Raw genomic sequence first — 12,106 nt, 5'->3', positions numbered from 1 at the left:
AGGGGACGCATGTCCACCTTGACCATCCACAAAGGACTCTCCGGGGTCGTCGTCGACACCACCGGCATCTCCATGGTCAACCCCGAGTCGAACTCGTTGACCTACCGCGGTTATCCCGTGCAGGAGCTGGCCGAGCACTGCCGCTTCGAGGAGGTCGCGCACCTGCTCTGGCACGGCGACCTGCCCGACGCGCAGCAGTTGGCCGCGCAGAACGAGGCCGAGCGCGCGCAGCGGGCGCTGCCACCGGAGCTGGTGTCGACGCTGCTGTCACTGCCCGCGTCGGCGCACCCGATGGACACACTGCGCACTGCGGTCAGCATCCTCGGCGCCAACGATCCATTGGAGGAGGACAACTCCCCAGAAGCCAATCAGGCCAAGGCTCTGCGGCTGTTCGCCGTGCTCCCGTCGGTGGTCGCGCTCGCGCAGCGCAGGCGCCGGGGTCTGCTGCCGATCACGCCGCGCGCGGACCTGGGCTACGCGGAGAACTTCCTGTACATGACCTTCGGCGAGGTGCCGGAGCCGACGATCGTGCGGGCCTTCGAGGTCTCGTTGGTGCTCTACGCCGAGCACAGCTTCAACGCCTCCACGTTCACCTCGCGCGTGGTCACCTCGACGCTGTCGGACCTCTACAGCGCGGTGACGGCGGCGGTGGGCGCGCTCAAGGGCCCGTTGCACGGCGGCGCGAACGAGGCCGTCATGGCGACCTTCGAGGAGATCGGCAGCGCGGATCGGGCCGGACAGTGGCTCGCCGAGGCGTTGGCTGCCAAGCGGACGATCATGGGCTTCGGTCACCGCGTGTACAAGAAGGGTGACTCGCGAGTACCGACGATGCGGCGCGCACTGGAGGAAGTCGCGGCAGCGCGCGACGGCGGGCGGCTGCTTGAGCTGTACGAGGCGCTGGCGAGCGCGATGCTGGAGGCCAAGGGGCTGCACCCGAACCTCGACTACCCGGCCGGTCCGGCGTACCACCTGATGGGCTTCGACACCCCGATCTTCACCCCCATCTTCGTGGCGGCGCGGATCACCGGGTGGACGGCGCACATCACCGAGCAGCTGGCGGCGAACAGCCTGATCAGGCCGACCAGCCTGTACACCGGCCCGGAGGAGCGCGCGGTCGGCCGCCCTGGTGGTTTGCCCACCCCTTAAGGGGATCTGCCGCATCCCGTTGGCTGGTAGAGATGTCTGGGACAAGGCCAACGGAAACGGGGAAGCCGGTGTGAATCCGGCGCGGTCCCGCCACTGTGACCGGACACCCGTCCGGAAGTCAGGTCGCCGTCCGTTGGCATCGCGGCGATGCCCACGCGGATGGAGCTGACCGGTATGCCCAGAGCCCCTCTCTACCCTGACGAGTTCCACGTCTACGACACGACCTTGCGCGATGGTGCCCAGCGCGAGGGCGTGTCGTACTCGGTTGCGGACAAGCTCGCGGTGGCGCACCTCCTCGATGACCTCGGCGTCGGTTTCATCGAGGGCGGGTGGCCCGGCGCGCTGCCGAAGGACACCGAGTTCTTCGCGCGCGTGGCGGCCGGAGAACTGCGGTTGCGCACCGCGCAGCTCGTCGCGTTCGGCAGCACCCGGCGCGCGGACCTCGCCGCGCACAAGGACCCGCAGGTGTTGGCGCTGCTGGATTCCATGGCTCCGGTGGTCACGCTCGTGGCGAAGTCCGACCGGCGGCACATCGAGCGGGCGCTGCGCGTGGACGTCGCCACCAACCTCGCGATGATCTCCGACACCGTGCGGTTGCTCGCCTCGGAAGGGCGTCGGGTTTTCCTTGACGCGGAACACTTCTTCGACGGCTTCGCCTACGATCCGGACACCGCGTTGCGCGTGCTGGAGGTCGCTGTCGGCTCGGGTGCCGAGGTCGCGGTGCTGTGCGACACCAACGGCGGGCAACTGCCGCTCCAACTGGCCGAGACGGTCTGCGAGGTCCTGACGCGCACGGGCTTCCGGGTCGGAATCCACTGCCAGGACGACACCGGCTGCGCGGTCGCCAACACGCTCGCCGCGGTCGAGGCCGGTGCGAGCCACGTTCAGTGCACTGCCAACGGTTACGGCGAGCGCGCGGGCAACGCCGACCTCTTCGCGGTGATCGGCAACCTGGTGACGAAGCTCGATCTTCCCGTGGTGCCACAGGAAAGGCTGAGCGCGCTCAGCACGGTCTCGCGCGCGATCGCCGAGCTGGCCAACATCTCCCCCGACGCCCACCAGCCCTACGTCGGCGCGTCGGCCTTCACCCACAAGGCCGGGCTGCACGCGAGCGCGATCGTGGTCGACCCGTTGCTGTACAACCACATCAGCCCGGAGACGGTCGGCAACACCACGCGCGTGCTCGTCACCGAGATGGCCGGGCGCGCCAGCCTGGAGCTCAAGAGCGCCGAGCTGGGCGTGGACCTCTCCGGCAACCCCGCCGTCGCGGGGCGGGTGGCGCGCCGCGTGAAGGAGCTGGAGGCACGCGGCTGGTCCTTCGAGGCGGCCGACGCGTCCCTGGAACTGTTGCTCACCAAGGAACTCGACGAGGACTACCGCCCGCCGTTCGAGGTGGAGTCCTACCAGGTGGTGCTCGACCACCGCCCCGACGGCTCGGTGCTGTCGCAGGCGACGGTCAGCATGCGCGTGGCCTCCTACCAGGTCGTGGCGACCGCGCGCGGCAGCGGCCCGGTCGAAGCACTGGACGCCGCGCTGCGCAAGGCGTTGGCCGAGCGGCTGCCGTGGCTCGCCGACGTGGAGATGGCCGACTACAAGGTCCGCAACCTCGCCGGGGCACCCGGGGCCGACGCCCTCGCCCGGGTGCTCGTGGTCTCCCGCGACCGCGAACGCGAGTGGACCACGGTCGGCGTGCACACCAGCGTCGTGGAGGCGAGCATGCTCGCGCTGTGCGACGCGGTCGCCTTCGCGGCGCTGAGCCATGGTGCTGCCCAGCACCGCGCCCTCGTGGCTCAGCCGCCCAGGTAGTCCTTGGTGCGCACGATCTCCTCGCGTTCGGCGAAGGTGGACAGCTCGGCCGCGACGGCCGAGCTGTCCCCGTCTTCCAGGATCGCGGCGAGGGTCCGCCGGCACGCGGCGATGGCGGCGCGCTGGAGGTCGGAGGGGATGATCACCAGCCGGTAGCCCAGCTCGCGCAACCGCTCCGCGGGCACGACGGGTGTCTTGCCCCCGGCGAACATGTTGATGAGCTTGGGTTCCGGGATGGCCTTCGCGACGATCTCGATCTGCTCGACCGTCTCCGGCGCCTCCACGAAGATCACGTCGGCGCCCGCGTCCAGGTAGGCGCGCGCCCGCTCCAGCGCGGCGGGCAGGCCCTCCACGGCGATGGCGTCGGTGCGGGCGATCACCACGAAGTCCGGGTCGGTGCGCGCGCGGAGCATGGCGCGCAGCTTGAGCACCATCTCCTCGGTGGGCACCAGTGACTTGTCGTCGAGGTGGCCGCAGCGCTTGGGGAAGCTCTGGTCCTCGATGTGCAGGCCGGCCATGCCGATGCGCTCGTAGGTGGTGATCGTGCGCGCGGCGTTGACCTCGTTGCCGAAGCCGGTGTCCGCGTCGGCGATGATCGGCAGGCTGGTGACCTCGGCCATCTGCGCGAGCCGGTCGACGACCTCGGTGAAGCTGAGCAGGCCGATGTCGGGGACGCCGCAGCTGCGCGCGATGGCGCCGCCGCTGCCGTAGACCAGGTCGAACCCGGCCTGCTCCACCAGCCGCGTGGTCAGCCCGTCGAAGGCGCCCGGGGCAAGGTGGACGCCCTCGCCCTCGATCATCCGGCGCAGCCTGGTCGTGGTCCTCATCAGCGCACTCCCGCGTTGTATACAGTGTGTTGTACACTCTGGATACAGGTTCTTCGCCGCTGACGTCAAGGAGCACGGGTGAGCCAGAGCGACCGGGCGCACGAGTTGTTGCGCGCCGAGATCGTGGAGTGGGCGCTGCCGCCGGGCACGCACCTCAACGAGGTCCAGCTGGCCGAGCGGCTGGGCGTTTCGCGCACTCCCCTGCGCGCGGCCCTGCAACGGTTGGCGCAGGAGAACCTGGTTCGGATCACGCCGGGGCGGGGCGCGTTCGTCAGCGAGCTGTCCCTGTCGGATGTCCGCCACTTGTTCCAGATGCGCGAGGCGCTGGAGACCTATTCCGCGCGGTTGTGCGCCCGCGCCCAGGATCGCGGCGCGTTCACGTCGCTGCTGACCGATTTCCTCGCCTGGGCAGGCGAGCCGCGCAGTGATGACGAGTACTACGCGCTGATCGCACGCATGGACTCCGCTGTGCGATCCACGGCGAGCAATCCCTATCTGGGCGAGGCTTTGCGCGGCCTACAAGGACAGCTCGCTCGGCTGCGCCACCTGGCGCGGCGCACCCCGGCCCGGCTCGCGTCCACTGTTGACGAACACGCGGCGATCTGTCAGGCCATTGTGGACGGTGACGAGGACCGCGCCGCGCTCGCGGTGTCCGCGCACTTGGAGAACAGCCTCCGCAATACAGTGAACGTCTTGGTCATGAGTTCATAACCGCTTCTCGCACAACGGCTTCGTTGGTCGCGAGGCGCCAGCGGTGGCGGTAAACCGCGAGGACGATCCGGCGCCACGCGGGCATCTCCGCGCGGCCGAGCGGGGCGGCCATCAGCAACATCGGCGTCCACTGCGGGCCTTCGCTCGGCGTCCGGTAGCCCGCCGCGACCTGCGCGTTCTGCTTGCGGTAGAAGCGGATGCGAGCTTCGCGGATGGATCGCTCCGCGTCGGAGATCCCTGGCTCATCGGGGTCTTCCACGTCGAAGGTGAGCAGCGTGTAGCCCTCTGCGGCCAGGTGTGCGGTCACCTCGCGCCAGAGCAGCGAGCCCAGCCCCTGGCCGCGACGGTCACCGTCCACGACGAAGTAGCGCAGAAAGCTCCAGCCCGTTCCGCCGAGCTGGCGCAGCATCGCGAACCCACGCGGCACGCCGTCCTCCAGCAGCACCAACGCGGTCTCGTCGGCGCGCGTGCCGCTCACGAGCTCGTCGAAGTCCGAGCGCAGGTGCGCGGGGAAGCCGCTCTCGTAGATCTCCCGCACCCGGCGCAGCCGTGATTCGTCCACAGTGGACGCGCGCACGATCATGACGGTGAGCCGATCGAGTCGAACACCTCGCGGTACCACGGGCTCCACTGGGCTGGCTGACCGTCACGGAGCTTGATGATCGCGCGGTGCCCCTGCGCGTAGACGGTCTCGCCGGTCGGATCGGCGCAGCGGAAGTCATAGACAGCGCTGGTGGTGCCCGGCTTCCTTCCGGTCAACTCCACCAGCATCACGCCGGGTGCACGGAGTGCGGCCAGGTACTCGATCCGCAGCTCGCGCACGGCGCAGTGCAGGTCCGCGTCGCGTTCGGCGAAGTCCGTCCAGCCCTTGCCGCGCTGCTCGAACAACGCCGACTGCGCGCGCTCGACGTGCACGGGGAAGCGCGAGTTGTGCAGTGTTCCGTTGAGGTCCAGCTCGTCGAAGTACACCGGGCTCAGCCAGGAGAAGGTCATGCCCAACCCCCTGTCGCCCGGTCGAACACCCGCCCACCGAGACTGTCCAATTTGGACTTCTCAACGCGCAGCGAGGCCGTTGTCGGCAGCTGGTCGTGGAACTCCCAGTACCTGGGCACCTTGAACGGGGCGAGCAGCCGCGCGCAGTGCTCGGCCAACTCCTCCGGCACCGCACGATCGGCGACGCAGTAGACCTTGACCTCCTCGCCGCGCAGGTCGTCGGGCACTCCGGTCACCGCCGCCAAGCGGACGGCGGGGTGGCTCATCAGGGCTTCCTCGACCTCGCGTGCGGCCACGTTCTCACCGCTGCGGCGGACGGTGTCCTTGAGCCTGCCCGCGTGGTAGATCCTGCCCTTGTCGTCGGCCCAGCACAGGTCGCCGGTCCGGAACCATCCTTCGACGCGCGCTCCGCCGAGGTAGCCGTCCATCATCCCGGGGCCGCGCAGTTGCAGCTCTCCGCGTTGCGCTTCGTTGCCGTCCTCGTCGACGATCTGCGCTTCGCGATGTGCTGTGGGGCGGCCGAGGCAACCCGTTCCGACCAGCTCGTCGTGCTCGTCGGCGGTGACGCGCAGGTCGGCTCCGGTCTCGGTCATACCGAACGCTTCGTACCAGGGCACGCCCCAGCGTTCTTCGAGTTCGCGGTGCGCGGCGGCGGGAATCGCTGAGCACTGGATCGCGCGCACGCGGTGTTCGCGGTCCTTGGGCGAGATCGGCATGCGCAACAACAGGTTCGGCATCGCGCCGAGGCAGTAGAAGTAGGTGACGTCGTGCTCGCGCACCTTGTCCCAGAACGAGGAGGGGTGGAAGCCGTCGAGCACCACCAGCTCAGCCCCTGAGAGCAGTCCCGCGACGACGTTCCACTGTGGATCGATGTAGTGGAACGCTTGCGCTGTCAGGAGAACGTCGTTCTCGGAGAGGAACGGAAACTCCGCGATCATGCTCGTGCCGAGCCGCGTCCAGTACTCGTGGGAGAGCACGCAGCCCTTCGGCAGTCCGGTGCTCCCCGAAGTGAACTGGATGTTCGTGGTGTCCCCGGCGCGCGGCTGGTGGTCTGCGACCAGCTCCGGACCTTCTGCCAGCATCGGTAGATCGTCTTCGGTGATCGTCAGCGTGGTCGCCGCGCTCGCGCGGATGTGCTCGGCGTCGGCACTGCCGTAGCGGATGTTGAGCGGCACCATGACCGCGCCCAAGCGGGCCAACGCCAGCCACGTCAACGGGAATCCCGGCCCGTTGGGCAGCATCACCGCCACCCGGTCGCCGCTTCGGACGCCGCGTTGCCGGAGCGCGCCCGCGTAGCGCTTGGAGGCCGCGTCGACCTCGGCGAAGGTCATCCGAGGACCGGGGTCGAAAGTCCAGGCGATGCGGTCGGGCCAGCGCTGCGCGGCCGACTCCACGGCTTCGACGAGCGTGTCAACCATGGTCGGTCCCGGCGGTGAGCACCGCGTGGTCGACCTCGGTGGCCATCGCCTCGGCGACGCTCTGGTCGATGCCCCGGTCCACCGCGCGTTTGGCCAGCGCCACCGACAGCTTCGGCCGGTCGCGGAACCTCCCGGCCAGCTCCAGCGCGACCTTCTCGTGCTCACCGGGCTCCACGAGCCGGTTGACCATGCCCAGATCGGCCGCCCGCTCCGCCGTGATCCGCTCGCCCAGCAGCAGGAGTTCCTTGGCGCGCAACGGTCCCACGAGCAGCGGAAGCAGGCGCGAGACGGCACCGGTGACGCTGAGGCCGACCTCGACCTCCGGGAACCCGAAGATCGCGTCGCGCGCCGCCACGACCAGGTCGCAGCCCAGGGCGAACTCGAACCCGGCGCCGAGGGCGTAGCCGTGCACCGCGGCGATCACCGGGCCGGAGAACTCGCGGATGGCTCGGGTGACCTCCTGGATGCGCTCGACCCGGGCGCGGACCGCCAGCACGTCCTCCTCCGGCAGAGGTTCGCGCAGGTCGTGGCCGGAGCAGAACGCGCGCCCGACTCCGGCGATGACCACCGCGACCGCCTTGCCCTCGGCCGCGCGCAGCGCTTTCGCCAGGTCGATGCTCAAGGCGTCGGTCACCGCGTTGAGCCGGTGCGGGCGGTCCAGGTGGATCAGCGCCACCCCGTCCAGCACCTCGCTGCGCACCGTCACCGCGACCTCCCCGCACTCTATCGATCGATCGATCGGGACGCTAAGGCTCCAGGTCGACGGCCGTCAACCCCCGGGCTCGGTACGGTCTGCGGCATGGCGACGCGACAGGCGAGCGAGCGGATCAGGGCTGCAGCCGTGCAGCTGTGGGCCGAACGGGGCTTCCACGGCAGCGGCATCCGCGACCTCGCCCAGGCCGCCGAGCTGTCGTCGGCGACGCTCTACCACTACATGGGCACCAAGGAGGACCTGCTCGCGGAGATCATGTCCGACAGCATGACCCGGTTGATCACTGCGGCTTCGCAGGTCACCGACTCCCCCGGCAGCCATTCGCAGCGCTTGTCGGCGTTGGTGCAGCTGCACGTTCTGGCGCACGCCGTCCGTCCACAAGAGACACGCGTCGTCGACGGCGAACTGCGCGGACTGACCGCCGCACACCTCGCCTCCGTCTTGGCTTTGCGGGACCGCTACGAGGCGATCTGGCAGTCCGTGATCGACGCGGGCTGCGCGGCCGGCGAGTTCACCGTGACCTCGCGTTCGGTCGCGCGCTTGGCGCTGTTGCAGATGTGCAGCGGCGTGGCGCTCTGGTACTCCCCCGACGGCCCGTTGTCGTTGGCGGACTTGGCTTTGCGCCACGCCGAGATGGCGCTGTCCATGCTCAACGCCAAGTCCCCCGTCGAGGACGTGGTCGCCGAGTGCCGGGCCCTGCTCGCCGACTGGCCGTGATCAGGCTTCGAGCGCTTCGAGCACGAAAAAGAGGAAGCCCGGGAAGGCGTTGAGGCTGTCGAAGTCCTCCGGGAACAGCTCGCGCGCGGCGGCCACCGGCTTGGCCTCGTGGACCTTGGCGATCCGGAACCCGGCCGCCGTGAAGGAGTCGGTCATCGCGTGCAGCGGCCGGTTCCAGAACGTCAGCTTCGCGGTGTGGCCGCCGATCGTCCACTCCTCGACGCGCTGCTCCGTCGCGAAGTAGCTCGCATTCTCCCCGGCTTGGCGCTGGAGCAGGACGATCGCGAACGGGTTGTCGACCGAGACGATGAGCCGCCCTCCGGGCTTCAGCACACGCCTCACCTCGGCCAGCACCGGCGCCCAGTCCCGCAGGTAGTGCAGCACCAACGACGCCAGCACGTCGTCGAAGGAATCGTCCTCGTACGGCAATGGTTCGCCCAGGTCAGCGACGTTGAGGTCCGCGTCGTCGCCGAGCCTGAGCCGGGCCTGCTCCACCATGCCCGCGCTCACGTCGAAGCCGGAGACGGTCGCGCCCCGCTCGCGCAGCGCGGCGAACAACGGCCCCGCACCACACCCCGCGTCCAGCACGCGCCGCCCTGCCACGTCTCCCGCGAGGTCGAGCATGGCGGGGCGCTCGTAGTGGGCGTTCATCAGGCTGGTCTCGTTCTCAGCCGCGTAAGCCTCGGCGAGCCCGTCGTAGTTCTGCATGCCTTCACTCGTACCAGAATCCCGGTAGCTGCCCGTCCACTAGCGCGTGTCCCAGTGCCGTGCGCAGCGACGTGACCTCCTTGCCGCTGCGCCTGCTCACGACAAGACCTGCCGCTCGCAGAACGGAAAGGTGCTGCGACACGGCACCGGTCGTGACGGCCAGCAGACTCGCCAGTTCGGACACCGTCCGCGGGCGGTCGAGCGTGCGCAGCAGTCGGGCGCGCGTCCGTCCGACGACGGCTTCGAGCGATCCTTCGGCGACCACCTCGGCCCGATGCCAGAAGGAACCGAAGCCGCGCGCCGGGTAGCACAGAGCGATCCGGTGCGGCGCGTGCCGCAGGTAGACGTCGGGCCACAGGAAGGCCGACGGGATGAGCACCACGTCGCGGTCGTGCGCGGACACCGTCTCCGCCTGCTCGGGGTCGCCGATCACCAGCGAGCCCGAACGCCAGCTGATCGAGTCGTGCAGGCCCGGCGCCACGTGCGGCAGCCCGAACTCGACGAGGTGCTTGCCGCGCCACTCGACATCGCCTTCGAGGACTCCGGCCAGGCGCGGCCAGATCGGGCCGATGAGCAGCCTGTGGCACTCGGCGAGCACCTCCGCCAACGCCGCGGCCGACTCCTCCGGGTGCTCGACGACCCGCTGCACGGCGGGCGGGAGGTCGTGGTCCCCGAAGGTCCAGGTGATGGAGTCGCGCACGCGCTCAGCGGGTGTTGCGACGATGGCGGCGAGTTCGGTCTCCACCGGCACGGTGCGCAAACCTGGTGTCACGACAAGGAATTCGGGCACGGTCGGCGCCGTGGTGATGAGCCAGGTCAACAGGCGGTAGCGGGGTTCCCGTTCGAGCCGAGCCAGCCGTTCGCCCGCCCAGTTGACCCACCTGTCGTGGACAGTGGTCCGGTCCGGCCGCGACAGCAAGCGAAGACCCGCGACGGTCTCCCACAGCTGCGACACCGAGAACCGCATTCGTTCGGCCACCCCACCCGCGAGCGCCACGGATTGCCGCATCGGTCCCCCAGACGTCTTAGTCCTGGCTGAAATGAACGGTCGGACGTGCCCCGACGCAATCATGCGCCCGTGGAAAGCTCAACTTGGCGTCGCCTGCAAGGCGTCGCGCTGGCCGCGTCCTGCGGTGAGGGCGTGCTCTTGGCCGTCGTGCCGCTGCTCGCGGCGCGCATCACCAGCGATCCGTGGGCAGTTTCGCTTGCCACGACGGCAAGTCAGCTGCCGTGGGTGCTGTTCCCGCTGCTCGTCGGCGTGCTCATCGACCGGGTCCGCCGAGCATTGCTGCTCGGACTCGCCCTGGCCGCGCAGGCGCTCGCGTGTGTCGCGATGGCACTCGCCGCGCACGCCGGGCTGCTGTCGCTGCCGGTCCTGATGGTGATCGCTTTCGTGCTGCTGGCCGGGCAGGTGATCACGGAGAACACCAGGGCGGCCCTGGTCCCGTCGGTCGTGCCCGACGACGCCCTCGACGCGGCCAACGCGAGGCTGCTCCTGATCGACGTCGGCGTCGTGCGCTTCCTCGTCCCTCCGCTCGGCGGCTTCCTCCTCGTCTGGAGCCAGGCAGCGGTCGGGTGGATCGCCGCGGCGTCGACCGTGATCGCGGTGCTGCTGTCGTTGCGGCTGCGCGGCGTCTCCGCCCCCGCCAAGCCGCCTGGGCGTCCGCTGCGGGAGATCCGGGAAGGACTGCGGCACCTCGTCGCGAACAAGCTGCTCAGGTCCATCACGGTCGCGGTGTCGTTCGCGTCGTTCGCGTGGTTCATGGGTTTCTCCACGCTGGCCCTCTTTGTCGAACATGTGCTGCGGCTCGACGCCCGGGGCTACGGACTGTTGTTGGCCTGCACAGCGGTGGGGTTCGCCGCAGGCGCCGCGATCGCGAGCCGGGTCATCGCGCGGCTCGGCCATCCGCTGGCCATGCGCATCGCGGTCACTGTCGAGGTCGTCTGCAAGCTCCTTGTCGGCGTTGTGCCGGCACACTGGTCTTTCGTGGCCGTCGTGCTGGCCGTGCACATGGCGGCGTCGTTCGTGTGGAGCGTCGGATCGCAGTCCAGCAGGCAGCGCTTCACCCCACCCGAGTTGCTTGGCCGCGTGCTGACGAGCCACCGCGCCCTCACCTGGGGCATGGCGCCGCTAGGTGCGGTCGCGGGTGGCTTCGTCGCCAGCGCGCTGGGCCTCGATCTCGTGTGGGTGGTCGCCGCAGTGGTCCAAGCGCTGGGTGTCGCCCTCGTGTGGGGCGCCATCTCGGCAGCCGGATTCGCGCGATCGGTGGCGGCCGCCGGTGGCTGACACCAGTCCGTTCAGCGCCTCGTCTCGTAGCGGGCCAGCACCACACCGCTGGGCAGCGCCCGTGTCTCCACCAGGTTCAGGTTCACCCAGTTGTCCAGCGCCGTGAAGAACGGCGTGCCCCCGCCCACCACGACCGGGTGGGTGGCCAGGACGTACTCGTCGATCAGCCCGGCCCGCATGGCCGCCCCGGCGAGCATCGCGCCGCCGATGCCCATCGGGCCGCCGTCCTCGGCCTTGAGCCGGGTGATCTCGGCGACCGCGTCGCCGGTGACCACGCGCGTGTTCCAGTCGACCTCGCCGACCGTCGAGGAGAACACCACCTTCGGCGTGTCCCGCCAGTTCCGCGCGAACTCGATCTCCGCAGGCGTCGCGCCGGGCTGCTCGTCGCCGGTCGGCCAGTAGGAGCTCATCGTCTCCCACAGCTTGCGCCCGTACAGCGTCAGCTCGCTCGCCAGCTCGTGATCGAGCCACCACTGGAACAGCTCCTCGCTCGGCGGACCGCCCCAGCTGATGTCATCGCCCACCGCGGCGACGTAGCCATCCAGGGACACGTTCATGCCGAAGATCAGTTTTCGCATCGCGCCAGCCTCCTGTAGGTCAGTCTCACCCGTACAGACCGCCACCGCACCAAAACCTCATCGGTGCGCGGCACCACCGACCAGATGTCCGGCTGGGAAAAAGACACCCCGGCCTCACCGCTCAGAAGGGTGCGGGGTCGGCGATGGGGACGGGCTCGGTCGCGTAGGTCTTGCCCCGGGGCGTGGTCCACACGTGGGTGCCG

At 69.7% G+C, this 12,106-nt stretch carries 13 protein-coding genes and 1 riboswitch; of the genes, 5 read left to right on the top strand and 8 right to left on the bottom strand.

The annotated features are described in order from the left end of the window. Positions 1 to 9 precede the first annotated feature (9 nt). Positions 10 to 1,146, top strand: coding sequence for a bifunctional 2-methylcitrate synthase/citrate synthase (locus tag CCN37_RS10155; RefSeq protein ID WP_086820462.1), 1,137 nt, complete (start codon positions 10 to 12; stop codon positions 1,144 to 1,146). Positions 1,147 to 1,159: 13 nt separating this feature from the next. After that, positions 1,160 to 1,295: riboswitch (cobalamin riboswitch) on the top strand. Between the two features lie 25 nt (positions 1,296 to 1,320). Continuing rightward, on the top strand, positions 1,321 to 2,952 hold the full coding sequence (gene cimA, locus CCN37_RS10150) for a citramalate synthase (protein WP_086820477.1): 1,632 nt from the start codon (positions 1,321 to 1,323) through the stop codon (positions 2,950 to 2,952). Here cimA and CCN37_RS10145 read toward each other — a convergent pair. After that, positions 2,937 to 3,779, bottom strand: a complete 843-nt coding sequence (locus tag CCN37_RS10145) for an oxaloacetate decarboxylase (RefSeq protein WP_086820461.1) — start codon at positions 3,777 to 3,779, stop codon at positions 2,937 to 2,939. The genes cimA and CCN37_RS10145 overlap by 16 nt on opposite strands. 78 nt (positions 3,780 to 3,857) lie before the next feature. Between CCN37_RS10145 and CCN37_RS10140 the strand changes: the two genes are divergently transcribed. After that, the gene (locus CCN37_RS10140; RefSeq protein ID WP_086820460.1) at positions 3,858 to 4,490 is read left to right on the top strand and encodes a GntR family transcriptional regulator; all 633 of its coding nucleotides are present in this window, start codon (positions 3,858 to 3,860) and stop codon (positions 4,488 to 4,490) included. On the opposite strand, the gene CCN37_RS10135 is transcribed toward CCN37_RS10140, so the two are convergent. The 4 genes from CCN37_RS10135 to CCN37_RS10120 are packed head-to-tail and all read right to left on the bottom strand — an operon-like array spanning position 4,477 to position 7,607. Next, a complete protein-coding gene (locus CCN37_RS10135; protein WP_086820459.1) occupies positions 4,477 to 5,073 on the bottom strand; it encodes a GNAT family N-acetyltransferase in 597 nt (198 codons plus the stop codon). The two genes, CCN37_RS10140 and CCN37_RS10135, sit on opposite strands and share 14 nt — an antisense overlap. Beyond that, positions 5,070 to 5,483, bottom strand: a complete 414-nt coding sequence (locus tag CCN37_RS10130) for a thioesterase family protein (RefSeq protein ID WP_086820458.1) — start codon at positions 5,481 to 5,483, stop codon at positions 5,070 to 5,072. The genes CCN37_RS10135 and CCN37_RS10130 overlap by 4 nt, the downstream gene beginning before the upstream one ends. Next, positions 5,480 to 6,901 carry an AMP-binding protein gene (locus CCN37_RS10125; protein WP_086820457.1) on the bottom strand — a complete coding sequence of 474 codons (1,422 nt, stop codon included), beginning with the start codon at positions 6,899 to 6,901 and terminating at the stop codon, positions 5,480 to 5,482. The genes CCN37_RS10130 and CCN37_RS10125 overlap by 4 nt, the downstream gene beginning before the upstream one ends. Then, a complete protein-coding gene (locus CCN37_RS10120) occupies positions 6,894 to 7,607 on the bottom strand; it encodes an enoyl-CoA hydratase/isomerase family protein (RefSeq protein ID WP_086820456.1) in 714 nt (237 codons plus the stop codon). Before CCN37_RS10120 ends, CCN37_RS10125 begins: the two co-directional genes overlap by 8 nt. Positions 7,608 to 7,700: 93 nt before the next feature. On the opposite strand from CCN37_RS10120, the gene CCN37_RS10115 reads away from it, so the two are divergent. Beyond that, positions 7,701 to 8,330, top strand: coding sequence for a TetR/AcrR family transcriptional regulator (locus CCN37_RS10115; protein ID WP_086820455.1), 630 nt, complete (start codon positions 7,701 to 7,703; stop codon positions 8,328 to 8,330). On the opposite strand, the gene CCN37_RS10110 is transcribed toward CCN37_RS10115, so the two are convergent. Continuing rightward, on the bottom strand, positions 8,331 to 9,038 hold the full coding sequence (locus tag CCN37_RS10110) for a class I SAM-dependent methyltransferase (RefSeq protein WP_086820454.1): 708 nt from the start codon (positions 9,036 to 9,038) through the stop codon (positions 8,331 to 8,333). A 4-nt stretch (positions 9,039 to 9,042) separates the two neighbouring features. Then, a complete protein-coding gene (locus tag CCN37_RS10105) occupies positions 9,043 to 10,047 on the bottom strand; it encodes a DUF5937 family protein (RefSeq protein WP_143261538.1) in 1,005 nt (334 codons plus the stop codon). Positions 10,048 to 10,116: 69 nt separating this feature from the next. Here CCN37_RS10105 and CCN37_RS10100 point away from each other — a divergent pair, with 69 nt between their 5' ends. Continuing rightward, the gene (locus CCN37_RS10100; protein WP_168200611.1) at positions 10,117 to 11,325 is read left to right on the top strand and encodes an MFS transporter; all 1,209 of its coding nucleotides are present in this window, start codon (positions 10,117 to 10,119) and stop codon (positions 11,323 to 11,325) included. 11 nt (positions 11,326 to 11,336) lie between these two features. Here the strand turns inward: CCN37_RS10100 and CCN37_RS10095 are convergent, their stop codons facing one another. Next, positions 11,337 to 11,903, bottom strand: a complete 567-nt coding sequence (locus CCN37_RS10095; protein WP_086820451.1) for a dihydrofolate reductase family protein — start codon at positions 11,901 to 11,903, stop codon at positions 11,337 to 11,339. Between the last annotated feature and the right edge of the window lie 203 nt (positions 11,904 to 12,106).

Origin of the sequence: Allokutzneria sp. NRRL B-24872 (assembly GCF_002155965.1) — a bacterium.
Taxonomy (GTDB): domain Bacteria; phylum Actinomycetota; class Actinomycetes; order Mycobacteriales; family Pseudonocardiaceae; genus Allokutzneria.
Note: the sequence above shows the minus strand (reverse complement) of the source record. Positions and strands in the feature narration are given on the sequence as shown.

Excerpts from the sequence above, each read along its gene's own strand:
- CCN37_RS10095 (WP_086820451.1), bottom strand. The coding sequence starts at position 11,903 with ATGCGAAAACTGATCTTCGGCATGAACGTGTCCCTGGATGGCTACGTC.
- CCN37_RS10145 (WP_086820461.1), bottom strand. The coding sequence starts at position 3,779 with ATGAGGACCACGACCAGGCTGCGCCGGATGATCGAGGGCGAGGGCGTC.
- cimA (WP_086820477.1), top strand. The coding sequence starts at position 1,321 with ATGCCCAGAGCCCCTCTCTACCCTGACGAGTTCCACGTCTACGACACG.
- CCN37_RS10115 (WP_086820455.1), top strand. The coding sequence starts at position 7,701 with ATGGCGACGCGACAGGCGAGCGAGCGGATCAGGGCTGCAGCCGTGCAG.
- CCN37_RS10125 (WP_086820457.1), bottom strand. The coding sequence starts at position 6,901 with ATGGTTGACACGCTCGTCGAAGCCGTGGAGTCGGCCGCGCAGCGCTGG.
- CCN37_RS10105 (WP_143261538.1), bottom strand. The coding sequence starts at position 10,047 with ATGCGGCAATCCGTGGCGCTCGCGGGTGGGGTGGCCGAACGAATGCGG.
- CCN37_RS10135 (WP_086820459.1), bottom strand. The coding sequence starts at position 5,073 with ATGATCGTGCGCGCGTCCACTGTGGACGAATCACGGCTGCGCCGGGTG.
- CCN37_RS10155 (WP_086820462.1), top strand. The coding sequence starts at position 10 with ATGTCCACCTTGACCATCCACAAAGGACTCTCCGGGGTCGTCGTCGAC.
- CCN37_RS10130 (WP_086820458.1), bottom strand. The coding sequence starts at position 5,483 with ATGACCTTCTCCTGGCTGAGCCCGGTGTACTTCGACGAGCTGGACCTC.
- CCN37_RS10110 (WP_086820454.1), bottom strand. The coding sequence starts at position 9,038 with ATGCAGAACTACGACGGGCTCGCCGAGGCTTACGCGGCTGAGAACGAG.